The 23,716-nt window shown below is 63.2% G+C and carries 24 protein-coding genes; 20 read left to right on the top strand and 4 right to left on the bottom strand.

What is annotated here, in order from left to right; translation table 11 throughout:
- Positions 1–53 precede the first annotated feature (53 nt).
- The 4 genes from AD664_RS05330 (at position 54) to AD664_RS05315 (ending at position 3,420) form a co-directional block, all read left to right on the top strand.
- Positions 54–827, top strand: coding sequence for an SDR family NAD(P)-dependent oxidoreductase (locus AD664_RS05330; RefSeq protein ID WP_047735423.1), 774 nt, complete (start codon positions 54–56; stop codon positions 825–827).
- A 17-nt stretch (positions 828–844) separates the two neighbouring features.
- On the top strand, positions 845–1,180 hold the full coding sequence (locus AD664_RS05325) for a carboxymuconolactone decarboxylase family protein (RefSeq protein ID WP_042730161.1): 336 nt from the start codon (positions 845–847) through the stop codon (positions 1,178–1,180).
- A 50-nt stretch (positions 1,181–1,230) separates the two neighbouring features.
- Positions 1,231–2,325 carry an FAD-dependent oxidoreductase gene (locus AD664_RS05320; protein WP_053144919.1) on the top strand — a complete coding sequence of 365 codons (1,095 nt, stop codon included), beginning with the start codon at positions 1,231–1,233 and terminating at the stop codon, positions 2,323–2,325.
- A 186-nt stretch (positions 2,326–2,511) separates the two neighbouring features.
- Entirely contained in the window at positions 2,512–3,420 is a 909-nt protein-coding gene (locus AD664_RS05315; protein WP_256207043.1) for a hypothetical protein, read from the top strand.
- Between the two features lie 16 nt (positions 3,421–3,436).
- Here AD664_RS05315 and AD664_RS05310 read toward each other — a convergent pair whose 3' ends face one another.
- Positions 3,437–3,673, bottom strand: coding sequence for a hypothetical protein (locus tag AD664_RS05310; RefSeq protein WP_042732773.1), 237 nt, complete (start codon positions 3,671–3,673; stop codon positions 3,437–3,439).
- A gap of 178 nt (positions 3,674–3,851) precedes the next feature.
- Here AD664_RS05310 and AD664_RS05305 point away from each other — a divergent pair, with 178 nt between their 5' ends.
- From AD664_RS05305 to AD664_RS05295, 3 genes are all read left to right on the top strand, one after another.
- Entirely contained in the window at positions 3,852–4,193 is a 342-nt protein-coding gene (locus AD664_RS05305; protein WP_047735417.1) for a lipoprotein, read from the top strand.
- Positions 4,194–4,379: 186 nt separating this feature from the next.
- Positions 4,380–5,168 carry a DeoR/GlpR family DNA-binding transcription regulator gene (locus tag AD664_RS05300; RefSeq protein ID WP_042732771.1) on the top strand — a complete coding sequence of 263 codons (789 nt, stop codon included), beginning with the start codon at positions 4,380–4,382 and terminating at the stop codon, positions 5,166–5,168.
- A 97-nt stretch (positions 5,169–5,265) separates the two neighbouring features.
- Positions 5,266–6,192 carry a Gfo/Idh/MocA family protein gene (locus tag AD664_RS05295; protein WP_053144917.1) on the top strand — a complete coding sequence of 309 codons (927 nt, stop codon included), beginning with the start codon at positions 5,266–5,268 and terminating at the stop codon, positions 6,190–6,192.
- A 103-nt stretch (positions 6,193–6,295) separates the two neighbouring features.
- On the opposite strand, the gene AD664_RS05290 is transcribed toward AD664_RS05295, so the two are convergent.
- Positions 6,296–6,673, bottom strand: coding sequence for a hypothetical protein (locus AD664_RS05290; protein WP_053144914.1), 378 nt, complete (start codon positions 6,671–6,673; stop codon positions 6,296–6,298).
- Between the two features lie 136 nt (positions 6,674–6,809).
- Between AD664_RS05290 and AD664_RS05285 the strand changes: the two genes are divergently transcribed.
- Both AD664_RS05285 and AD664_RS05280 read left to right on the top strand, forming a co-directional pair.
- Positions 6,810–7,937 carry a saccharopine dehydrogenase family protein gene (locus tag AD664_RS05285; RefSeq protein ID WP_053144912.1) on the top strand — a complete coding sequence of 376 codons (1,128 nt, stop codon included), beginning with the start codon at positions 6,810–6,812 and terminating at the stop codon, positions 7,935–7,937.
- A gap of 3 nt (positions 7,938–7,940) precedes the next feature.
- Positions 7,941–8,435: a DUF2269 domain-containing protein gene (locus AD664_RS05280; protein ID WP_053144910.1), complete on the top strand. Its 495-nt coding sequence runs from the start codon at positions 7,941–7,943 to the stop codon at positions 8,433–8,435.
- Positions 8,436–8,867: 432 nt separating this feature from the next.
- Here AD664_RS05280 and AD664_RS05275 read toward each other — a convergent pair whose 3' ends face one another.
- Complete coding sequence (locus AD664_RS05275; protein WP_053144908.1) at positions 8,868–10,112, bottom strand: acyl-CoA dehydrogenase family protein; 1,245 nt, start codon at positions 10,110–10,112, stop codon at positions 8,868–8,870.
- Between the two features lie 406 nt (positions 10,113–10,518).
- Here AD664_RS05275 and msuE point away from each other — a divergent pair, with 406 nt between their 5' ends.
- From msuE to AD664_RS05235, 8 genes are all read left to right on the top strand, one after another.
- A complete protein-coding gene (gene msuE / locus AD664_RS05270) occupies positions 10,519–11,082 on the top strand; it encodes an FMN reductase (RefSeq protein ID WP_047737938.1) in 564 nt (187 codons plus the stop codon).
- 37 nt (positions 11,083–11,119) lie between these two features.
- Positions 11,120–12,217, top strand: coding sequence for a dimethylsulfone monooxygenase SfnG (gene sfnG, locus AD664_RS05265; protein WP_042732304.1), 1,098 nt, complete (start codon positions 11,120–11,122; stop codon positions 12,215–12,217).
- A gap of 14 nt (positions 12,218–12,231) precedes the next feature.
- The gene (locus AD664_RS05260; protein ID WP_053144906.1) at positions 12,232–13,392 is read left to right on the top strand and encodes an AMP-binding protein; all 1,161 of its coding nucleotides are present in this window, start codon (positions 12,232–12,234) and stop codon (positions 13,390–13,392) included.
- A gap of 12 nt (positions 13,393–13,404) precedes the next feature.
- Positions 13,405–14,187, top strand: coding sequence for an ABC transporter ATP-binding protein (locus AD664_RS05255; protein WP_053144904.1), 783 nt, complete (start codon positions 13,405–13,407; stop codon positions 14,185–14,187).
- 67 nt (positions 14,188–14,254) lie between these two features.
- Entirely contained in the window at positions 14,255–15,136 is an 882-nt protein-coding gene (locus AD664_RS05250; protein ID WP_042730249.1) for a branched-chain amino acid ABC transporter permease, read from the top strand.
- A gap of 14 nt (positions 15,137–15,150) precedes the next feature.
- A complete protein-coding gene (locus AD664_RS05245) occupies positions 15,151–16,218 on the top strand; it encodes a branched-chain amino acid ABC transporter permease (protein ID WP_042730250.1) in 1,068 nt (355 codons plus the stop codon).
- A gap of 53 nt (positions 16,219–16,271) precedes the next feature.
- Positions 16,272–17,597 (top strand): ABC transporter substrate-binding protein, encoded by a 1,326-nt coding sequence (locus AD664_RS05240; protein WP_053144902.1) that lies wholly within the window; start codon positions 16,272–16,274, stop codon positions 17,595–17,597.
- A gap of 57 nt (positions 17,598–17,654) precedes the next feature.
- The gene (locus tag AD664_RS05235) at positions 17,655–18,452 is read left to right on the top strand and encodes an ABC transporter ATP-binding protein (RefSeq protein ID WP_053144900.1); all 798 of its coding nucleotides are present in this window, start codon (positions 17,655–17,657) and stop codon (positions 18,450–18,452) included.
- On the opposite strand, the gene AD664_RS05230 is transcribed toward AD664_RS05235, so the two are convergent.
- Positions 18,444–19,547, bottom strand: a complete 1,104-nt coding sequence (locus AD664_RS05230; RefSeq protein WP_053144898.1) for a sigma-54-dependent Fis family transcriptional regulator — start codon at positions 19,545–19,547, stop codon at positions 18,444–18,446. The two genes, AD664_RS05235 and AD664_RS05230, sit on opposite strands and share 9 nt — an antisense overlap.
- 287 nt (positions 19,548–19,834) lie before the next feature.
- On the opposite strand from AD664_RS05230, the gene AD664_RS05225 reads away from it, so the two are divergent.
- The 3 genes from AD664_RS05225 (at position 19,835) to AD664_RS05215 (ending at position 23,694) form a co-directional block, all read left to right on the top strand.
- Positions 19,835–21,100: a serine hydrolase gene (locus tag AD664_RS05225; RefSeq protein WP_053144896.1), complete on the top strand. Its 1,266-nt coding sequence runs from the start codon at positions 19,835–19,837 to the stop codon at positions 21,098–21,100.
- Between the two features lie 117 nt (positions 21,101–21,217).
- The gene (locus AD664_RS05220) at positions 21,218–22,552 is read left to right on the top strand and encodes a hypothetical protein (RefSeq protein ID WP_053144894.1); all 1,335 of its coding nucleotides are present in this window, start codon (positions 21,218–21,220) and stop codon (positions 22,550–22,552) included.
- Between the two features lie 38 nt (positions 22,553–22,590).
- Positions 22,591–23,694, top strand: a complete 1,104-nt coding sequence (locus AD664_RS05215) for a polyamine ABC transporter substrate-binding protein (protein ID WP_053144892.1) — start codon at positions 22,591–22,593, stop codon at positions 23,692–23,694.
- Positions 23,695–23,716 lie beyond the last annotated feature (22 nt).

Below are 23,716 nucleotides of genomic sequence, written 5' to 3'. Positions count from 1 at the left end.
CAAGGTCTTCGATATTTTTATCCCTTGCGTCCAGTCAATGAGGAAATCCAGGCATGAAAAGTTTTTCTAACAAGGTCGCGATTGTGACCGGTGGTGGTTCGGGCATTGGCAAGGAGGTCGCCCAGCGTCTGGTCGAGGCCGGTGCCCGTGTGGTGATCGGTGGTCGTGACGCCGCCAAGCTCGCCCGGGTTGCCCGGGACATCGATGCGACCGGCCAGAATGTGCGCACCCTCGCGGGCGATATCGCCCAGCCGGCCACGGGCCAGGCGCTGGTGGATCTCGCGGTGAATGAGTTCGGCGGGGTGGATATTCTGATCAACAACGCCGGCATCTTCAGCCCCAAGCCCTTCCTTGAAGTGGAACCCCACGAGTACGACGCCTTCCTGGACATCATCCTCAAGGGCAAATTTTTCATGGCCCAGGCGGCCGCCAGGGCCATGCTCAAGCGCGGTGGCGGGGCGATTGTCCAGACCGGCTCGCTGTGGGCCATCCAGGCCATCGGGGCTACCCCGTCGGCGGCCTATTCCGCCGCTAACGCGGGTGTCCACGCGCTGACTCGCAACCTGGCCCTGGAACTGGCGAGCGCCAACATCCGCATCAATACCGTGGCCCCCGCAGTGGTCGAGACGCCGGTCTACGGCACCTTCATGGACGCTGATCAGGTCAAGGCGGTACTGCCGACCTTCAATGCTTTCCACCCGCTGGGCCGTAATGGCCAGCCAGCCGATGTGGCCGAGGCGATCCTGTTCCTCGCCTCGCAGGAAGCTTCGTGGATTACCGGCACCGTGCTGCCGGTCGATGGCGGCGTGACTGCCGGCCGCAACTGAAACAGGAGTCATTAGGAATGATGAACTGGAACGAGTATTTCGCCGGGTTGATGAACAACGTCGGTGAGTTTGCCAGGCTTGCCCCGGAAACCATGCGGGGCATGAGCGCACTGGGCAGTGCACCGGCCCGACACCTGGACCCGAAGATCCATGAGTTAATCGCGCTGTCGGTGGCGATCACTACCCGCTGCGACGGTTGCATCGCCTCTCACGTGCAAGCAGCACTCAAGCATGGGGCAACTCGTGAAGAAATTGCCGAGGCCTTGGGCGTTGCCATCTCGCTCAACGCCGGCGCGGCACTGACCTACACCGCACGGGTGTTCGACGCGGTGTCGGCGTTCGAGAAACACTGAAGCGGCGATAGGCGCCAATGGCGCCCTTCATCGCATTCCGAGGATCACCCATGACGACACAAAAGATTGCCATCGTTGGCGCCGGTCTGGCGGGTGTCTACGCCGCCTACCGCCTGCATGGCCTTGGCCTGGAATTCGAGCTGTTCGAAGCCCGCGATCGGCTGGGCGGAAGAATTCTCTCGACCGCCACTGGCGGCTTCGACCTCGGTCCGACCTGGTTCTGGCCGGACTGCCAGCCGCGCATGCACGCCCTGATGGCCGAGCTGGGATTGCCCGTGTTCCAGCAATACGAGCAAGGCGATGCATTGATAGAGCGCTGGGCCACCGAGCGAGTCCGCCGCGAAGGCTACCGCTCAGGCAACGTGTCCATGCGCATCCAGGGCGGAACGGCTCGCCTGGTGCAGGCGCTTGCCGCTTCATTGCCCAAGACACGCGTCCATCTGGCGGCTGTGGTGACGGGTGTAGCAAGGGTTGATGAACGCGTGCACCTGTCATTCTCCGACAAGCGTATCCATACCGCCGATTACACCCATCTCTGGCTGGCGCTGCCGCCTCGCCTGGGAAAAAACCTGCGCATGGTGCCCGCCCTGTCCGGGCAGGAAATGCAGCAGATGGCCAATGTCCCGACCTGGATGGCTTCCCACGCTAAGTACGTTGCGCGCTACGCCAAACCGTTTTGGCGGGAGCAAGGGCTGTCCGGTGATGCATTCAGCGGGGTGGGGCCGCTGGCTGAAATCCACGATGCCGGCACCGACCAGGGCGCTGCGCTGTTCGGTTTTTTGGGCATGGACGCAGCGCGGCGTAACGGTGTGGGCGCGTCGGCATTGAAAGCGCTATGCCGAGAGCAACTGGTACGCCTGTTTGGCGAAGAGGCGGCCGACCCGCTCGAGGACTTCTTCCATGACTGGGCAGCCGATCCATTCACCGCCACGCCGGACGATCAGGTTTCGCCGGGCTGGCACGGTCGACACGAGCTGCAATGTGCCCCCGACGCACCGTGGAGCGAGGCTCTGCGCTGGATCGGCAGCGAGGCCGGTGGCGAGCAGGGCGGCTACATGGAGGGTGCGCTGGCGGCCGTCGACAAGGCATTGGATGAGGTGACGGGAGAGACAGGTGTCCGGCGACTTGGATCGCCTCACTGTTGATCCTGCGTCTCGCCGTGGCGAGGGCGCTTGCTCGCGCCGGGTTGTGAAGCCACCCTGAAAGCCATCCGCCAGATCCCGCGACGTGATAGGGTGCGCGGCTGTACACCCGGCGAGAGCAAGCGCCTTCGCCATGAGGATCGGCCGGTCAGTTGGCTGGCAATGATTTCCCGGAGCGCGAGCTGGTCCATGGCGGATAACCCTTACACCCTGTACAAACGCTTCCAGACCCCCGATCCGGCGCTTGGCCCACGGGAGCAGGCGCCGATGCTTGCCCAGGAGCAGGCGTGGTCGCGTGTGCATGCCTCTGGGCATCGCTTCAGCTGGATCGAGGTGTTGATGGCGCCGCTGTGCCTGGGGCCGTTTGTGGCGGGGTTGGGGGTGTTGCTCGGGCTGTGGCTCTATCAGTCACTGCTGGCGCCTGAACTGGATATCGACCGGGCCATCGGTGACTGGCATGGCTGGCTTGCGCTCGCAGCAGGACTGTTCATGGCTGCCTGGGTATTGCACAACTTTTGGCGCGACAGCCGCGATCCCACGCGGCGCTACTGGCAGACCATGCCGGATCGAGGCGTGGTCGAGCTTGAGCACCACACGCTGGTTTCTGGCATCAGCCTGTGGTCCAACGACTATGATCCCGACTGCAACACGCTGATGCAATGGACCCACGGCAAGCTCGAATGCGTGCACGACAGCGGCGTCGTGCAATGGGTCGTGGCCCGGACCGAGGCCGGTCACTGGCTGGTCCTCAAGGAGCAGTACCCGGGCAACTTCAGCTATGCAAGGGTCGGCACAAAACCGGCGCCTGACCGGCAGATGCGCCCTTGCCAGCAAGTAGCGATCGCTTTTGCGCCCGGCACCCAGCTGTGCCTGGGGCGACGATTCAGTGGCGCGCCGCTGCCGTTGCTGGACACGGCGTATTGGCTGTCTGCCGATGAGCTCAAGCGCCTGGCTGACGCCGCCCATCATTGGCTTTTTTTCCCGCCGAACCGCTACGGCGTGGTCGATGCCGAGGAGGCCGGGTGGGTGCAGCGTCTGGTGAAGAAAGCGCAGGACAGTGTTGCCGCGACGCCGTCTTCGGTTCCTGGCGAAACCTGAACACCGGCGGCGGGCGCTATAACCACGTGTTCACCACCCGCCGATCCAGCTCCTCCCAATCGGCCATGCCCAACACCCGCGTGGTGTTCAAGCCGCGCAGATAACCGCGCAACTGATGGGCGGTGGCGCGCACCAGCTCCGGGTCGGCCGGCTCTTTGTCCAGCAGGATCGTTTCGTACTGGACCAGGTAGTCGCTCACCCGGTCACGGAAATCCGGCAGTACAGCATCGCGGATCAGGTCAAACGTTCTCATGGACGGCCCTCATCGGTTTTTTTTCAGTGTTATTCGGTGCGCAGGGCACAGTGCGTTGCGCAACTATTGTTAGAAGTAATAGTGACCATCATCAAACGCAAGTTCTGCTTTGACGGCAATCATTGGAAAATCAGCGCCATCGAACACGCCGTCCACTTTTATTTTCAGGATTACACCGATGCGCCGTTTATTTTTACTGTCCATGGCGTTCGCCGCGTCGTTGCTCGCCGGGTGCGCCTCCGTCCCGAATGACCCGACCCTGACCCTGCAAACCAGCAAGACGCCAGCCCAATACGCCGAATGCGTCGTGCCCAAATTGCAGGACAGCGCGTTGAATCCACTGGTGTCGCAGACCCAGCGCAGCTACCGGATCGTGGTGCCGAGCAAAGTGTCGGCCGACAACGTGCTGGAAGCCTACAAGGCTGGAAACGGCGGCAAGGTGTTCATCTACGAGCGCCACTTGTTGGCCTCGAACCTGCTGCCGTCGAGTTTTGAACGCGCCGCGCAGGATTGCATCTGAGTCACAGAATCGCTCCACCGTGCTCCTTTGGTTGGCCGCAACCAACCAATTCCCTTGCCCCGCACCCTATTGGGCTGCGGGGCTTTTTTTTGTGCCGACTCCGAGAGGGTTTGACGACTGGCGCTGTAACCGGCATATTTTTGCTCGTTTGTGATTATTGTTGCTCGTTTATGCAGGTTTATTGCCATGACATCCACCCACGAAGCGTTTCCCGGTGAGCGCCAGCAACTGATCAGTGAACGCCTGGCCCGGTATGGCCGGGTGATCGCGGCTGACCTGGCCAGTGAATTCAATGTTTCCGAACACTCCATACGCCGCGACCTTGGCGCATTGGCAGCGGCGGGGGTGTGCAAGCGTGTCTACGGTGGCGCCATATTGCTGCCCGCCGCCGAACGACCGATGGACGTGCGCGTGCGGCAGGACCCGGCGCGCAAGGGCAGTCTCGGCCAGGCCGCGGCGTCGTTACTGCGCGCGGGCCAGCATGTGTTCATCGACGCCGGCTCGACCAACCTGGCCATTGCCTGCGCCATCGACCCTGGGTTGCGGTTGACCGTCGCCACCAATTCGCCGCTGATTGCGGTGCAGTTGATGAAGCTGCCCTGTGCCGAAGTCATTCTGTTGGGCGGACGGGTGAACCCGGTGGCCGGTGGCGTGATCGGGGTGACGGCGGTGCAGCAGTTGCGCCAGTTCAGTTTCGACCTGTGCTTTCTCGGTGCCTGCGCCATTGACCCGGACAACGGGGTCACGGCGTTCGGCCTGGACGACGCTGAGTTCAAGCGCGCGGTGGCGGCGGCCAGCGGTCAGTTGGTGACCGCCGTCACCAATGAAAAACTCTCCAGTGTCGCCCATTACCAGGTGGCTTCGTGCGAAGAGGTGACCGCCCTGGTGGTGGAGCATGATGCTCCGCGCGAGCGACTGGAACCGTTCTTTGGCAGGGTCTCCAATGTGGTGACGGCGACGGGTGCCCAGCGCTGAATGATTTGTCAAAGCGCTGGCGGCCCCATTGTCCAGCGCGGCAATTAGGGCTAGTTTGCTGCCCCTGGCACAAGTACAAAAAAATCAGGAGTCATTGATGCAACCGATTCGTCTCGCTCTGGTGGGCTACGGCAAGATTGCCCAGGATCAACATGTTCCAGCCATCCTCGCCAATCCCGCTTTCCAGCTGGTGTCCGTCGCCACGCAGGGGCAGCCTTGCGCCGGGGTCGAGAATTTCCGCTCCCTGGGTGACTTGCTCGCGAAGGGCCCGCAGGTCGATGCGATTGCCTTCTGCACGCCGCCCCAGGGGCGCTTCGCCCTGGTGCAAGAGGCCCTGGCGGCCGGCAAACATGTCCTGGTGGAAAAGCCACCTTGCGCCACGCTGGGCGAAGCCATGGCGCTGGTGGATCAAGCCCGCGAGCAAGGCGTCAGCGGCCTGTTCGCCTGGCACTCGCGTTACGCCCCCGGTATCGAGGTCGCCCGTGAATGGCTGGCCACCCGCACCCTGCAAAGCGTGCAGATCGACTGGAAGGAAGACGTGCGCAAATGGCACCCCGGCCAGGCCTGGATCTGGCAACCCGGTGGCTTGGGGGTCTTCGATCCGGGTATCAATGCCTTGTCCATTGCGACTCATCTGCTGGCGCTGCCGTTGTTCGTCGAATCTGCCGAGTTGCGCGTCCCGGACAACTGCCAGTCGCCCATCGCCGCCAGCCTCAGGATGTCCGATGCGCGGCGCCTGGATATCCGCGCGGAGTTCGACTTCGACCATGGCCATGATGAACTCTGGAGCATCGAGATTCGCTGCGCCGAAGGCACTTTGCGCCTGGATAACGGGGGGGCTGTGCTGAGTCTCGACGGCGTGCGCCAGGCGGTGGCCGATGAAGGGGAATATGCGGCGGTGTACCGGCATTTCCAGCAACTGATCGCGGACAAGGCCAGCGACATGGACCTGCAACCGCTGCGGTTGGTGGCAGACAGTTTCTTTGTCGGCAGCCGGACGCTGGTGGCGCCGTTCTACGATTGACAATGGCGCGTGGCGAGCGCGCTGCGTGGCCGCTCCCTTTCTTGTGAGTGCGGCGCACTCCAACGGGAACCAGCGGCCTCGCCACAGGTTCAGTGACGTTTCGTCAATGGCCTGCCAGCGGATAATGCTTGATACGGCACGGATGCTGGTTGCCATCGCCTTTGCAGATGCCATCGAGGTAGCGGTAGTCGACCCGCATCGACTGGCCCTTGGCAGGCCACTGGCGGCGGGGCAGTGTGCTCTGGTAGTCGGGGGTTTCAGGGATGAACCTGATCGTCGACCCTTGCGGCGGGCACTCCACCGTGGCTGACGCCGGGCTGGCCCTGGCGACTCTTGCTTCCAGCTGCGGATACGGCTTTTTCACCACCTCGACAATGTGCAGCTCCAGGCGGCAGATCTGCCAGGTGCCGGCGTGTGCCGGTGCGCACAGGGTCGAGAGCGCGGTCAGTGCCAGGGCACAGGCGGCTGTCTGTCTGCTCATGCTTGCCTTGCCTTCGATGTGAGGTCCAGGTCGTTCATGATCCTGGAGTGGGCGGCAAGGGTTCGATCAAAATCACCAATACCGGGAAACGCGTGGGATATCATGGCGGCTACCACTGTGGCTGTAGGGAAGGAAAATGACACTCAGGGTGATGGTAATCGGTGGTTATGGAAACTTCGGCAGTATCGTTTGCCGGCATCTGATCGTGACGCCGGGCATCGAGGTGGTGATCTCCGGGCGTGACCCGGACAAGTTACTGCGTAAGGCCGATGAGTTGAAAGCACAATCGGGCAACGTCTGTGAGCGTTGGTGTGGCGACGCCATGGGAGAAGGGTTCAGCACGGTCCTGGGAGAAATGAACATTGACCTGGTCATCCACACCGGCGGCCCCTTCCAGGGCCAATCCTATCGGATTGCCCAGAGTTGTATCGAGGCCGGCGTCCACTACTGCGACCTCTCGGACTGCCGCACCTTCGTCAACGGCATTGGCGTGCTCGACGCACAGGCCCGGCAAGCCGGCGTCGCGATCCTCAGTGGTTGCAGTTCGGTGCCGTCGCTGTCGGCCGCGTTGATCGATGAGCATCGGCATCGTTTCCAACGTATCGACTCGATCGAGCATGGCATTTCCTCGTCGGCCAAGATGCCGGGTCTGTCGACCATCGAGGGCGTCCTGGCCTACGCAGGCAAACCCATCAAGCAACTCAGGGATGGCCAGGTCCATGAGGTGTTGGGCTGGCAGGACCTGACGCTGCGCAAGATGCAGTCACTGGGCACACGGCTGCTGTCGAACGTCGACGTGCCGGACATGGACATTTTCGCCCATCGCTATGGCGCCCGGACCCTGAGTTTCAAGGCCGGTGCCGGGCTGAAGCTGGGCGGTGTCGCCAACGGCCTGCTGGCCCAGGCGATGAAAATGGGCTGGGTTCGCGACCATCGCCCCTGGGCCGCCCGACTGCATCGTTGGGGCACCTGGTTCGAACGCTTCGGCGACGGCAAGAGTGCCATGTACCTGGATGTCCGGGGTGTGGGTGTCGATGGGCGACCGTTGTCCCTGACCGTGCAACTGACGGCCTTGAACGACAAGGGGCCGGAGATCCCGAGTTGTGCCGCCGTGGCCCTGGCGACCAAGATCGCCCAGGGCTACAGGCCCGAACCCGGCGCCCGGGCGTGTGTCGGCGAGATCACGGTGGACGAGTACATGGCCGCCATCAACGACCCGGTCAACTTGTCGATCTCGGTGCACGTCGCCGATGGGCAGCGCTGAGCCATGCTCTATTTGGGCCTGAAGTACCTCCATGTCATCGCTGCCATTTTTCTGTTCGGGTTCGGCATGGGTTCCTACCTGTACCTGATTGCCGCCAGCCGCACGGCCAATCCGCAGGTCATCGCCCACGTGGCCCGGACGGTGGTGCGGTACGACGCCTGGATCACCACGCCGGCCGGCTTCATCCAGATTGCCACGGGGTATTGGCTGGTGAGCCTGGCTGGGCTTTCCCTGACCACGGGCTGGGTGCTGACCTCGCTGATCATCTTCCTTTGCGTGGGGATGCTCTGGCTGCCGGTGTTGGTGCTGCAGAAGCGCCTGCAACACATGGCGTCGAGCGCGGCGGACCGTGGGGAAGGGCTGGCGCAGGCCTACCGCCGGGTGTACCGGCAGTGGTTCTGGATGGGGGTTGCCGGGTTTTCCGGGATGTTCGTGATCGTGTCGATGATGGTGACGAAGATGACGCCGGGCCAGTGGGTAGGGTTGCTTCTGCGCTAGCGCAAAGCCTGAATATGCCGACGGACTTGTGGCAGGTGTGCTGAAGGGCCACCGCTGAACTTGTGGGAGCGGGGCTTGCCCGCGAAAGCGGTGGTCCATTCGACATCTGTGCGGCAGATACACCGCTTTCGCGAGCAAGCTCGCTCCCACAGAAGGTGTTGTGGTGTGTCCAAAATAGAAGGGGCCGCCGCTGAACCTGTGGGAGTGGGCTTGCCCGCGAAGGCGGCGGTCCATTCGACATCTGTGTGGCAGATACACCGCTTTCGCGAGCAAGCTCGCTCCCACAGAATGTGTTGTGGTGTCTCCACAATAGAAGGGACACCGCTGAACCTGTGGGAGCGGGCTTGCCCGCGAAAGCGGCGGTCCATTCGACATCCCTGTGTCAGATACACCGCTTCGCGAGCAAGCTCCCACAGGGCGATTTCTGGGGCTTCAGCTTTGCTTGGAGCCTGCGCCAATCTGCCAGACATACGGCGGCTCGGTGCTGTTGATTTCCCAGTCGCCGAGGATGCGTTCCTTGTAGATCAGCGGGTTGTGCGAGGCGGCGGTGCGTGCGTTGCGCCAATGGCGGTCGAGGGCCTTGGTGGTGCTGGTGGCTGAGGCGCCGAGGGCGTTGAACAGGTCGCTGGTGGCGCGCAGGATCAGGTCGGCGATGACCACCTGGGCCTGGGCCGATTCCAGTTCGGCGGCGATGTTGGCGGTGTGTTCGGCCTCGGCGTCCTGGCTGAGCCGGCTCTCGTAGGCCCGCTGTGCGGCGCTCGCCGCTCGCAGTGCGGTGGCTTCGGCCGCGTAGACCTGGGCCGAGGCCTTGCCGATCACCTGCTGCACCTGGACGTCCTGGCTCACTGTGCTGGCGTTGCCGGTGCTGAAGATTCGCGTGCGTGCGCGTACGTTTTCGGTGAAGTCATGGACCGCGGCACGGCCTGCACCGGCCTGCACCGCCAGCAGGACCAACTGGTAGAACGCGGTCTGGTACTTGAAGCGGGTGGAGAAGTCGATGATGTGTTCAGCCTCGACCCAGGCCTGCTCGAAGACCGTGGTGCCGCTGCCGGTGGTGCGCTGGCCGAAGCCGTCCCAGTCGTCGCTCAGCTTGACGCCCGGTTGGTGCACGTGGACGGCGGCGATCACGTCGGTGCCGTCGTCATCGCGCTGGGCGTACACGTCGATCCAGTCGGCAAAGATGCTGCCGGTGCTGTAGTACTTGGTGCCGTTGACCTGCCATCGATCGCCATGACGGGACACCCGGGTGATGACGTCGCCGATCTTCACCGCGCCGATTTCAGTCCAGGCGTTGCCCACCAGGTCACCCTCGACGAAACGCTTGAACCAGATGTCTTGTGGCTTGGCCGCATGGGCATTGAGGCGATCTTCGACAAAGGCGAAATGTCCGCGCAAGGCCTGGGGCAGGTTGGAATCGGCTTCGGCCAGTTCGATCAGCAACTGCAACAGCTGCGGCAACGAGGCCCCGGCACCGCCATATTCGACCGGTACGCGCACGGCGCCAAAGCCGGCCTCTTTCAGCCATTGCACCTGCTCAAAGGGCAGGCTGCGGGTTTGCTCACGCTCCAGCGCGCCGGCCTGGATGCGCGCAAAGATCGGCCGGAATCGTTCGGCCAGGGCTTCATAGTCGGTACCGCTGGAAAGGGTCGGGGGCAGGTGTTGTTGCTGTGCAGTCATGGTGGTGTTCCTTCGATGGCGAGTAGGCGAGTGCCGGCCAACGGGGTGAGCGAGGAGGTCGCTCACTGACGGGCCGTGCTTGTCAGTGGCCATTGCACAGTCCATGCCCGTCGACCAACCCCCCCATAAATGCGGGCCCCACTCGCGGTCGAGGGCGACGCGACTGTCCTCCCGCGAACAATCTGTTGCGCCGCTGTGCGCCGGGCAACAGCCATCGCCCAGGCCTGTCGAGCGCCGGGTGTTCGTAGGGCAACAGTGGATCAACAGCTTGTCTGTCGAGCGACAGCGAGATGATTCGTCTTTATATGCTAACTATTTGAATATAAAGAAAATATTCAAGTGGCACGGTTGCTGCTCTACACCTTGTGCAGACGCTGAAGGGGCGTCTACCGGCAAGGGATAACGGATGAGCAAGCAATTTAACGTGGTGGCGGTGTCCGGCAGTGTGCAGCAACCCTCGCGCACCCTGGCACTGGTCAAGGCACTGGTGGAAAGCCTGGGTCGGCAACGGCCGATCGAGGTACGCCTGATCGAGTTGGCGAAGGTCGGTCCGCAGTTCGCCGGGGTGTTGCGGCGCGAGGCCTTGCCCGCTGCCGTGCAGGCGGACCTGCAAGCCATTGAAAGCGCCGATCTGCTGATCGCCGCGAGCCCTGTCTACCGGGCTTCCTACACCGGGCTGTTCAAGCACCTGTTCGACTTCGTGCATCACGAAGCCTTGAAGAACGTGCCGGTGCTGGTGGCCGCCACGGGAGGCTCCGAGCGCCATGCCTTGGTCATCGATCACCAGTTGCGGCCATTGTTTGGGTTCTTCCAGGCCCTGACCTTACCGGTGGGGGTCTATGCCTCTGAAACGGATTTCAGCCATTACCGAATCGCCAACGCGCAATTGCTGGAACGTATCGAGCGCGCGGCCGAGGCCGCTTCCCTCAGCCTTGCCGTGGATGTGCGGCGCAACGCCAGCGCCGCCTGACAACCGCTTTCTTTCTATGAGCCGTGGAGTACATGCAATGAGCCAGGACACAATCAAGTTCGCCTACTGGGTGCCCAACGTCAGCGGTGGGCTGGTGGTCAGCAAGATCGAACAACGCACCGATTGGGGCATCGACTACAACCGCAAGCTGGCCCAGATCGCCGAAGCGGCGGGGTTCGACTACGCGTTGTCCCAGGTCCGTTTCACCGCCGGCTACGGGGCCGAATACCAGCATGAGTCCGTGGCGTTCAGTCACGCCCTGCTGGCCGCCACCACACGCCTGAAAGTCATCGCCGCGGTGCTACCGGGGCCATGGACGCCGTCGGTGCTGGCCAAGCAGATTGCGACCATCGACCACCTGACCGGCGGCCGCGTGGCGATCAACGTGGTGTCCGGCTGGTTCAAGGGGGAGTTCACCGCCATCGGTGAGCCGTGGCTGGAGCATGACGAGCGCTACCGGCGTTCCGAAGAATTCATCACCGCCCTCAAGGGCATCTGGACCACTGACAACTTCACCTTTCGCGGTGACTTCTACCGCTTCCACGACTACACCCTCAAGCCGAAACCGTTGCAACAGCACCCGGAAATTTTCCAGGGCGGCAGCTCTCGCGCCGCGCGAGACATGGCCGCGCGCGTGTCCGACTGGTACTTCACCAATGGCAATACCGTGGAAGGCGTCAAGGCCCAGATCGATGACCTGCGGGCCAAAGCCGCCGCCAACCAGCACACGGTCAAGGTCGGGGTGAACGCATTCGTCATCGCCCGCGACACCGAGGAGGAAGCCCGTGCGGTACTCGCGCAGATCATCGAGCAGGCTGACCCGGAGGCAGTGAACGCCTTTGGCGACGCGGCCAAGCAGGCCGGCAAGTCGAGCCCGGAAGGCGAGGGCAACTGGGCCAAGTCCAGTTTCGAGGACCTGGTGCAGTACAACGATGGCTTCAAGACCAACCTGATCGGCACGCCACAGCAGATCGCCGAACGCATCGTCGCGCTCAAGGCCGTGGGGGTCGACCTGGTGCTCGCCGGCTTCCTGCACTTCCAGGAAGAGGTCGAATATTTCGGGCGCAAGGTCTTGCCGCTGGTGCGTGAACTGGAACAACGCAAGGCCGCCACCCGAACGGCGGCGGTGGCGTAGGCGCGGAGGCGAACATGGGGACGCTCACCGATACACACGACGACTCGCCGTCCAGTTTGCACCAGTGGTTGCAGCGCCAGGCGCGGCGGCATGGTGCCGACGTCGCCCTGCGCCACAAGCACCTGGGCATCTGGCAGGTGCGGACCTGGGGCCAATTGGCCGACGAGGTGCAGCGCCTGGCCACTGTCTTGCAGGCTCGGGGGTTCTCGGTGGGCGCGACGCTGACGATCATCAGCCGGCCCCGCCCACAAGCGCTGCTCGCGGCCTTGGCTGCGCAATGGCTGGGTGGCGTGGCGAGCCTGTTCGATCCACTGGAACCGGCGCCTGAGCAGACGCAGTTGCTCGGTGCCCTGCAGCCGGATTTCGTCCTGGTGGAGGGCGCCGAGGAAATCCTGCGCCTGCAAGCGGCATCGGTAACGGCGCAGGTATTGGTGTACCTCGATCCGCGCGGGCTGCCCCAGGCCCTGCCAGCGGTGCAGGCGTTGGATTACGCGACGCTGGTGGCCCACCAGTCGACTGCCAGTCAGGCGCCGCCCACGTACGCTCAGCCAACGGCCTTCGTGTTCTTTCGCCAAGGTGCGCAGGGCCCTGAGCAGCAATGTCTCAGCCACGCCGAACTGTTGCAGGACGGCGAACGCCTGGTGACGCGTGAAGCCCTCGGGCGGCAGGACGAAGCGCTGGCTGCCCGTGCGTTTGCCTCGGGCGGACAAGCCCGCTACTTGTTGGCGCCTTGGCTGGTGGCGGGTTTTTGCCTGAATTTTCCTGAGAGCCTGGCCACCCGTGATCGTGACCGGCGCGAGCTGGGCCCGACGCTGGTGGCCGGGACGCGGGACACCTACGAGCGCTTGCACGGGTACGTGCTGGAGCGCTTGCCCAAGCCTGGTGGCTGGGCGCGCAGGCTGGTGGATTGGGCGTTGGCGCCAGCGCCAGGCGTGTTGCAACGGCAGTTGGGAGGCTGGTTGGTCCGCCGGCCATTGCGCGACGTGCTCGGGTTTACCCGTACCCGTATTCCGTTGGTCGTGGGGGAAGCCTTGCGGCCCGAGACCCAGGCGTTTTTCCAGCGCTTGGGGATCCAGGTTCGCCACTGGGGTGATGTCCCTCATTGGCAAGCACCGCCAACCCCTGTGGAACTGACTCCCGATGATTGGCGCGAGCGCCAGTCGCAACTGGCTTGAGGGGCCGCGCCGATGACAAACACTGTCGCCACGCATGTGCTGGAACTGGAACATATTTCGTTGTCATTCAAGGGCGTCAAAGCCGTCACCGACATCAGTTTCCGAGTAGCCACGGGTGAAATCTGCGCCCTGATCGGGCCCAACGGGGCCGGCAAGAGTTCGTTGTTGAACGTCATCAGTGGCGTCTACCAGGCCCAGGCCGGGTGCATCCGCTTCGACCACCAGGAGCGGCGCAGCATGCGCGCTCGCGACGTGGCGGTACGCGGCATTGCCCGGACGTTCCAGAACATTGCGCTGTTCAAGGGCATGAGCGTGCTCGACAACGTGCTCACCGGGCGTCACCTCAAGCGTCGCAGCAGCTGGATCGAACAAGCCCTGCGCATCGGCCGGGCGCGGGACGAGGACGATCGGCAGCGCGAAGCGGCAGAGCGGGTGATCGAGTTCCTTCACTTGCAGCCGTGGCGCGACGTGCTGGTCGGCACCTTGCCCTACGGCTTGCAGAAGCGGGTGGAACTGGCTCGCGCCCTGGCGGCGGAGCCTCGGCTGTTGCTGCTGGATGAACCCATGGCCGGGATGAATGCCGACGAGAAGCAGCAGATGAGCCGGTTCATCGTCGACATCAACCGTGAGCTGGGCACCACCGTGGTGTTGATCGAGCACGACATAGGCGTCGTCATGGACATCAGCCACCACGTGGTGGTGCTGGACTACGGTCGCAAGGTCGGTGACGGCACGCCCGACGCGGTACGGCAGAACCCCGAGGTCATTTCGGCCTACCTGGGCACTCGCCACTGACATTCACTATTGGAGGCTTTCCCGACCGGGAAGGCAGGCAAGTTGTGCCCGCAGAACAGGAACAGGCATGGAATTTTTCTTTGAAGTATTGATTGGCGGGTTGCTGGCAGGGGTGATGTACGCCCTGGTCGCCATCGGCTTCGTGCTGATCTACAAGGCCTCCGGGGTGTTCAATTTTGCCCAGGGCGCCATGGTGCTGTTTTCCGCGCTGACCTTCGTCAGCCTGCTGGAGCGCGGCGTGCCGTTCTGGCTGGCGTTCCTCATCAGCCTGGCGGCGATGGTGATCATCGCCGTGGCGGTGGAGCGCGTGGTGCTGCGCCCGCTGGTCAACCGTTCGCCCATCACGCTGTTCATGGCCACCCTCGGGCTGTCCTACGTCATCGAAGGCTTCGCCCAGGCGCTGTGGGGCGCGCAGGTGCATGGCCTGGAACTGGGCATCAGCGACGAGCCGCTGGAACTGGGCGGGCTGTTGCTGTCGCAGTTCGACCTGTTCGCCGCACTGACGGCGGCGTCGCTGGTGCTGGTGCTGTCGTGGCTGTTCAACCGCACCCGGCTGGGCCTGGCGCTGCGAGCGGTGGCCGATGATCCGCTGGCGGCCCTGGCCGTGGGGATCCGCTTGCAGCGCGTGTGGGTGGTGGTGTGGTCGGTGGCGGGGTTTGTCGGGCTGGTCGCCGGCCTGCTCTGGGGCGCTCGCCTGGGGGTTCAGTTTTCGCTGTCGCTGGTGGTGCTCAAGGCGTTGCCGGTGCTGATCATCGGCGGCTTCACGTCCATCAGCGGCGCGATTGTCGGCGGGCTGATCATCGGTGCCTCGGAAAAACTGGCGGAGGTGTACCTCGGACCGGTGATCGGCAGCGGCATCGAAAACTGGTTCCCCTACGTGCTGGCGCTGTTGTTCCTGTTGGTGCGTCCGGCGGGGTTGTTTGGCGAACGTGCCATCGAGCGAGTCTAGAAGGGGAAAGCAGCATGTTCTATCGAGAAGCCGGCCAGTTCACGACGCACTATGCTGAAGGCCGCCGTGTCTTCGCCCTGCGCCAGGATCGCCACGGGCTCGTCGCCTTGCTGCTGGTGGCTTTCATCGGCGTGCCCTGGCTCGGCAACGACTATTGGCTCAGCGCGATCCTGATTCCGTTCCTGGTGCTGTCCCTGGCCGGCCTGGGGCTGAACCTGCTGACCGGTTACGCCGGGCAGTTGTCGCTCGGTTCCGCGGCGTTCATGGCGGTGGGGGCCTTTGCCACCTACAACCTGGAAATACGCGTCAGCGCCTTGCCATTGCTGGTCAGTATCGCCCTGGGTGGCTTGACGGCGGCACTGGTGGCGGTGGTGTTCGGCTTGCCCAGCCTGCGCATCAAGGGCTTCTATCTGCTGGTCTCGACCCTGGCGGCGCAGTTTTTCGTGACCTGGGCGCTGACCCGCTATAGCTGGTTTTCCAACAACAGCGCCTCGGGCGTCATCAGCGCGCCGCCGCTGAGCGTGTTCGGCTGGAACCTGGACGCCCCGGCCGGGCGCTACCTGCTCACCCTGAGTGTGGTGGTGGCGTTGTTCTGGCTGGGCAAGAACCTGGTGCGCAGCGAACTGGGGCGCAGTTGGATGGCGGTGCGCGACATGGACGCCGCTGCTGCGGTCATCGGGATTCCATTGGCGAAGACCAAATTGCTGGCCTTCGCCATCAGCGGATTTTTCCTCGGGGTGGCCGGTGCGCTCTGGGCCTTCGCGTACCTGGGTACGGTGGAGCCCCATGGGTTCGATCTCAATCGTTCGTTCCAGATCCTGTTCATCATCATTATCGGCGGCCTCGGCAGCTTGCTGGGCAACTTCCTCGGCGCCGCGTTCATCGTCCTGTTTCCCATCCTGCTCTCGAACCTGGCGGCGCTGCTGCCCGGCGGGCTGATCGACGCCGGCCAGGTGGAGAACCTGCAGAAGATGATCTTCGGTGCCCTGATCATCCTGTTCCTGATCAAGGAACCAGAAGGCCTGGCGCGCCTCTGGCGGCGCTTGCGCGAACGCGCGCGGCGATGGCCGCTGCGCTACTGAAGGACGTGCACCTACCCATTTTCGCAGTGACTGATACCTACAAGGAAAACCCGATGTTCAAACGATCACTCGCCAGCCAACTGGCATTGGCGCTCAGCCTCACCGTCGCGGCCTTCACTGTCCAGGCGGACAACGAGCAGTACTTCCCGCTGCAAAGCTATCGCGTCGGCCCTTACGCGGCCGGTGGGAGCGGGTTTTTCGGCGGCTTTATCGACTACCTCAAGTACGTCAATGCCAACGGCGGCGTGAACGGCGTCAAGCTGACCTGGAGCGAATGCGAAACCGAGTACGTGGTGGAAAAAGGCGTCGAATGCTACGAGCGCCTGAAGAAAGGCTTGAACGGCGCGCCGGCAGCGGCGACCAACCCGTTATCGGTGGGCATCGCCTACGCCACGCTGGAACGTTCGACAGCCGACAAACTGCCGCTGATCACCATCAACCACGGGCGCACGGATTCCACCGACGGCAGCGTGTTCCCGTACGTTTTCCCGTTGCAGTTGAACCCGTATTCCGAGGTGTCGGCGATCATCAACTACATCGGTCAGCGGGCCGGTGGGCTGGATAAGCTCAAGGGTTTGAAGATCGTCACCCTGTACCACGGCTCGCCCTACGGCAAGGAAACCAACGAGGTCTTGCAGACCCTGGCCGACAAGTACGGCTTTGCGTTGACCCTGCTGGAAGTGCCGCACCCGGGCAACGAACAGCAATCGCAATGGTTGAACATCCGCCGGGAAAAACCCGATTGGGTGATCCTGCGCGGCTGGGGCGTGATGAACCCGGTGGCGTTGAAGACCGCGCAGAAAGTCGGTTTCCCGGCCGATCACATCATCGGCAATATCTGGAGCAACTCCGAGGATGACGCCGCGCCAGCCGGTGCCGCCGCCAAAGGCTTCATCGCCATCACCACGCACCCTTCGGGCACCGACTTCCCGGTCCTGCAGGGCATCAAGCAGCAAGTGGTCGACGCAGGTCACGGCGACCTGGCCGACCCCAAGCGGTTCGGCACCGTGTATTACAACCTGGGCGTGGTCAACGGCATCCTCAACGTCGAAGCCGTGCGCATCGCCCAGCAGAAGTTCGGCAAGCAGCCGTTGACCGGCGAGCAGGTGCGCTGGGGCTTCGAGCACCTCAAGCTCGACGACGCCCGGCTCAAGGAATTGGGAGCGCTAGGGCTGGTGCAGCCGTTGCAATTGTCGTGCTCGGACCATGAAGGCGGTGGCGCGGTGCGCTTCCAGCAATGGGACGGCAGCCAATGGAAGCTGATCAGTGACTGGGTGCAGGCCGACCGCGCCTTGCTGCGGCCGATCATCGAAGCATCGTCCCATCAGTACGCCCGGGAAAAGGGCCTGACCCCGCGTGATTGCAGCAAGGAATCCTGAGGCATCAAGGCGATCAGCGCATGTGCGTCCGGTCGCCCCTGGACGAGGTGAAACCCCATGACGATCAACACGCCGATCCTGCAGATCGATGACATTGAAGTGCTCTACGAACAGACCATCCTGGCGGTGCGCAACGTCTCGCTGACGGTGCCGACCGGGCAGGTGGTGGTGCTGTTGGGGGCCAATGGCGCGGGCAAGAGCACCACGTTGAAGGCAGCGTCCAACCTAGTACGCGCCGAAAAGGGCGAAGTGGTGCGCGGACAGATCGTTTATCAGGGCGCGGAGGTGACCCACAGTGCCCCTCACACCCTGGCGGCGAACGGCCTGGTGCAGGTGCTGGAGGGCCGGCATTGCTTTGCCCAACTGACCGTGGAGGAAAATCTTTTGGCCGGTGCCCTGGCGCGCCAGGCTCCGCGGCGCCAGTTGCTGGCCGACCTGGAGTGGGTCTATGGTCATTTCCCGCGTTTGAAGCTGCGGCGCAACAGCCTGGCCGGCTACACCTCCGGCGGCGAGCAACAGATGATCGCCATCGGCCGCGCGCTGATGGCCAAGCCGCGACTGGTCTTGCTGGACGAACCGTCGATGGGGCTGGCCCCGCAGGTGGTCGAGGAGATCTTCGCCATCATTCACCAGCTCAACCGGCAGGACGGCGTCAGCTTCCTGGTCGCCGAGCAGAACATCAACGTTGCCCTGCGTCACGCGCACTACGGCTATGTACTGGAAAGCGGTCGCGTGGTGAGTGAAGGCAGCGCCGAGCACCTGGCGGCCCGCAGCGATCTCCAGGATTTCTACCTGGGCGCGCGGGTCGGTGGCACGGGGCGCCAGGCTGTGAGTGCCGGTGCGGTTTCAGGTTGACAGGTTGATGACCTGGCCGTCCCGGGTGTCGAGTGGGGAGCGACGCCGGTTGACCACCAGTTCGCCGATCTTGATCAGCAGGCTGCGGGTGACATTGCGGCTGAGCCCCAACAGTTGCGCGGTATGGACCTGGTTGCAGTTGGCGTAGCGGTAGGCGGCGCGCAACAGCTCGGCTTCGACCTTTTCATGCAAGTCGCCCTGTTCCTGTTCGAGCAGTTTTTCCAGGGCTCTTTGCAACAGCGCCTCGGGGTCTTGCGGCAGGCACGCCTGGGTGGTGTCCTGGCGTTCGATGCGCAGGTTCGACAAATGCAGGTCCTGCACGCCGATCACCCGGTGACGGCAGATCAGCAAGGTGTGATGGATGACATTTTCCAGCTCACGGATGTTGCCTGGCCAGGAATAGTCGAGCAGTTTGCGCTGCGCCTGGGCGTCCAGGGTCACGTCGCCGAGGCCGAGCTTGCGGCTGTACTCGGCGATGAAATGGCGGATCAGCGGCAGGATGTCGCCGGGCCGCTCGCGCAAGGGTTTGAGCACCAGGGTGACCACGTTGAGGCGGTAGTAGAGGTCTTCGCGAAAATGCCCGGCGTTGATGGCTTTTTCCAGCTGCACGTTGGTGGCCGCGAGCACCCGCACGTTGATCCTGATGCTCTTGCGCGAACCCAGGCGTACCACCTCGCGCTCTTGCAGCACGCGGAGCAACTTGACCTGGATGGGCAGCGGCAGGTCACCGATTTCATCGAGGAACAGCGTGCCGCCATCGGCTTCCTCGAACCAGCCGGCCTTGGCGGTCAGCGCGCCGGTGAAGGCACCTTTCTCGTGTCCGAACAGCTCGGCTTCGACCAGCGTTTCGGAAAAGGCCCCGCAGTTGACCGCAATGAACGGTTTGTCACGGCGGGCGCTGAGGTTGTGCACGTGGCGGGCCACCAACTCCTTGCCGGTGCCGGTCTGGCCGATGATCAGCACGCTGGCGTCGCTGGGGGCAACTTGTTGCAAATGAGCCAGCAAGGCACGAGAGCTGGGGTCCTCGAAGACCTGGGCCGTAGCGCGGATCGACGTGGCCAGGTTGGGAGAGGGAGGAAGCGTGAGGAGTTGCATGACGATGGCACCCGTTGATGAGATTGAGGTCAGGTGAGGACCAACACTCCTTGATGGCAGCACCCCGCGAGCCATTCGGCTTAAGAATTAATCTAAATGATCTAAGAAATTGTTAATAAATAACTTTTAGTTATTTTCTTAAAGCCATCGCCATGTGGCGACGCGGTGTCGGTCAGGTCGTTGCAAAGAAGATTGCCTGTAAAAACATTTATTGACTAAAAGAAATTATCGGATAATTATTTCCCTGCATCTGCTTTCACGCAGAGTCACTGTTCAGGGGCAACCCGATGAGTCAGAACACCCTGCCAACCTTGGCAAGCCTTTACGTCGAGGCCAACGAATCTTCCTTGCACGCCGCCCGCCACGGGCCATTGCTCATGCAAGGCTTTCCCGCCGAACCCCAGCACCGCGTCACCTGGAACAACTGGATGCGGCCCCCGTTCAACCAGTGGGGGTTTCGCAACCTGGCACGCTTGCGTCCCACCATCGACGTGCAGGCGGGCAGCGGGCCGCTCAGTGTGTTGAAGCAGGCGCCACAGCCGCTGGATGCGCTGCACTTCGACAGCGAATGCGGCTTGAGCATCAGCGTGATCGACCACCTGGTCGCCAGCCAGACCGACGCCTTCCTGGTGCTACAGGGCGACACGGTGCTGTATGAGCGCTACTTCAACGGGCAGCGTCCCGAGGACCGGCACATCATGTTTTCGGTGACCAAGTCGCTGGTCGGCACCTTGGGTGAGCAACTGGTGTGCGACGGTGTGCTGGACCCGACATTACCCGCGGCGTTCTACGTGCCGGAGCTGGCGGGCAGCGCGTTCGGCGATGCCACCGTGCGCCAGTTGTTCGACATGGCGGTGGGCATCGACTACAGCGAAGTCTACGAAGACCCGGATTCCGAGAGCTCCCAGTACGGCTATGCCTGCGGTTTCCAGCCGGCGCCGGCGCAATACGCGCAGTTCGAGTCGCTGTATCAGTTCCTGCCGTCCCTGAAAAAACGCGGCCAGCACGGTGGCTTCTTCAGCTACGTGACGGCGACCACCGAAGCCTTGGCCTGGGTCATGGAGCGGGCCAGTGGCAAGGCCTGTCACCAGTTGCTGCAAACCGTATGGCGCCAGTTGGGCTGCGAGCGCGACGGCTATTTCATGGCCGATCCGTGGGGCCGTAGCGTGGCCGGCGCCGGTTTCAGCGCGACGTTGCGGGACATGGCGCGTTTCGGACGCCTGCTGGCCAACGACGGCCGTCAGGGCGAACGACAACTGCTCTCGGCCGAGACGGTGGCCCGCATCGCTGCCGGTGCCGACCCGACGGTCTATGCCACGTCAGCCGACTTCCACGCCTGGACCCCCGGCGCGTCCTACCGCAGCCAGTGGTACGTCTTCAACGACCACAGCCAGGCGATCATGGCCGGTGGCATTCATGGCCAATACCTGTTTGTCGACAAACCTTCCGGCGTGGTGATCGTCAAGCAGTCTTCGCTGGATGACGCCATCGGCCCGTTCGACACCGACAGCGTACGCATGCTGCGAGCCATCGCCGCCCAGCTGCGCGATTGACCCGCGCCCGACGATAAGAAACCTGCGTTCCATTCACCTGGCCTGGCCAGGTGTTGGGCGACGCTTTGCGCCGCCATTCACTGCCCTGTAACAACAATAATCACACAGGAGCTCCAAATGGTTTCCATGATGCGTTTGTCCCGAACGTTGCTGGCGTTCGGGTTACCCCTGACCACCCAAGCGGTCCTGGCGGGCTACACGTTCGAGGACGGCAACCTCAAGGGCGAGGCCAACCTGACGGCGGGCGGCGCCATCCTCTCGACCCGCCAGGTCAATTTCGGCGCGGGCCGGATCGATCTGCGCAGCCGCCGCAACGACGGCACGAAAATCGATTGGCAGGAGTTTTACCTCAAGCCTGGCGTCAAACTCGAATATGCCTTGCAGCCCGACTTCAGCCTGTTGGCCGGGGGCTCGCTGGTGGCGGCGACGACCCTGGGCGACGGCGATGCCGGTGGCTTCAGCCGCCGCTCCGACGGTGAGGTCTCCACCGAAGAGTTCTATGGCGGTTTTCGCGCCGGGGAGTGGACCTTCACGGCGGGGCGCCAGAACTACATGATCGGCACCGGTTTCATTGTCATGGACGGTGACCTCGACCAGTTCAAGGACGGTGCCTATTGGCTTGCGCCGAGAACCGCCTTCAAGGAATCGGCGCTGCTGGCCTGGGACCATGGCGCATTGAAGACCCAGGCCTTCTCCTTGCGCACCGACGGCGACCTGGGCGACTTCCGCATGACCGGCGCCAACCTCGACTACAACCTCGCCGACCAGGTGACGCTCGGGGCCATGGCCATGAAGGTCAATGCCCTGGGGCCCAAGGGCGCGACGCCGCTGCGCCGCGACGGCATGCAGGTGTACAACGTCCGGGCGCTCAACGCCAAGGTGCCGGGCGTGCCGGCGCTGACGCTCAACGCTGAATATGCCGTAGAGCGCGGGCACGGCGAAGGCGTCGACTATGACGCCGAGGCCTGGTACGCCCAGGCCGACTATGCCTTCGACAACGTGCCGCTGACGCCGATCATCGGCTATCGCTACACCCACTTCTCCGGGGACGACAACCTCGCCGACAACCGTCAGGCGTCCTGGGACCCGCTCAGCAAGGGTTATGTCGACTGGGGCACCTGGCTGGTGGGCGATGTGGTCGGCAACTACCTGCTGTTCAACAGCAATGAAAATGTCCAGCAGTTCTCCCTCAAGACGCACCTCAACGAAACGCTGACCTTGGGAACGATCCACTACCAGTTCTGGCTGGACGAAAAAAACTACATGGGGGCCGCCGTCAATGACCGGCGTTTTGCCGACGAGAGCGTCGTCTTCCTTGATTGGGCGCCGTCCAGGGCGCTGGTGACGTCGCTGTCCTATAACTGGGTCAAGCCCATGGCCGCGGCCAAGCAGGTGTTTGGCGATGACCAGACATTCAGCGCACTGGAAATGTCCTTTACCTACCGCTATTAAGTGTCGCGAGCCTTCGCGGCCGCGTTGGAGTTTTTCCCATGTACAAGTCGTTGCGTAACACCTTGCTGGGCGGTTTGATTTCATTGTTGGTCAGCGGCGCGGCGATGGCCGACGAACGCACGGTACGGATCTACAACTGGATCGAGTACCTGCCGCCGGAAATCCTCAAGAGCTTCCAGGAAGAAACCGGTATTCGCCCGATCTACGACGTATTCGACAGTGTCGAGACCCTGGAGTCCAAGCTGTTGACCGGCAACTCCGGGTATGACGTGGTCTACCCGAGCAGCTCCAACGTCAGCCACCTGATCGCCGCCGGTGCCGTCCAGCCGCTGGACCGCAGCCAATTGCCCAACTGGCAGCACCTGGACCCGGAGTTCATGAAGTCCCTCGAAGCGGTCGGTGACACCGGTAACCGCTACGCCGTGCCGTACCTCTGGGGCACCACGTTGATCGGCTACAACGTCGATAAGGTGCGCAAGGCGCTGGGCGCCGATGTGCAGATGAACAGCTGGGACATCATCTTCAAGGAACAGAATCTTTCCAGGCTGGCCAGCTGTGGCGTGGGCTTTCTCGATGCCGCCAACGAAATCATCCCGATCGCCTTGCACTACGAAGGCCTCGATCCCAATAGCCTGAAGCGCGAGGACTACCCGAAGGCCCAGGCCGCGATGCTGAAGATTCGCCCCTACATCAACTATTTCAGTTCATCGCGCTACGGCATGGACCTGGCCAACGGCGATGTGTGCGTCGCCGTGGGCTGGTCCGGCGGCGTGGCCCTGGCCAAGCAACTGGCCGATGCCGCGGGCAAGGGCGTCAAGGTCGAGATGGCCTTGCCGAAGGAGGGCGCGCCGGTGTGGTCGGACGTGATGATGGTGCCGGCCAATGCCCCTCACACCCAAGAGGCCTATGCCTTCATCAACTACATCCTGCGCCCGGACGTGATTGCCCGGATCAGCAACAAGATTGGTTACCCCAACCCCAACAAGGATGCCACCGCGCTGGTGAATGCCGAGATCCGCAACAACCCCGCCATGTATGTGCCGGACGAGGCACGCAAGACGCTGTTCGCCCTGGAGCCGGTGCCAGCCGCCGTCGAGCGGGTCCGCACGCGCACCTGGACCACCATCAAGAGCAATCGCTGAGTAGCCATGCCCGGCGTCGTGG

Origin of the sequence: Pseudomonas sp. P97.38 (assembly GCF_001269745.1) — a bacterium.
Lineage (GTDB): Bacteria > Pseudomonadota > Gammaproteobacteria > Pseudomonadales > Pseudomonadaceae > Aquipseudomonas > Aquipseudomonas chlororaphis_E.
The sequence above is the reverse complement of the archived record's forward strand: the minus strand, read 5'-3'. Positions and strand labels throughout refer to the sequence as shown.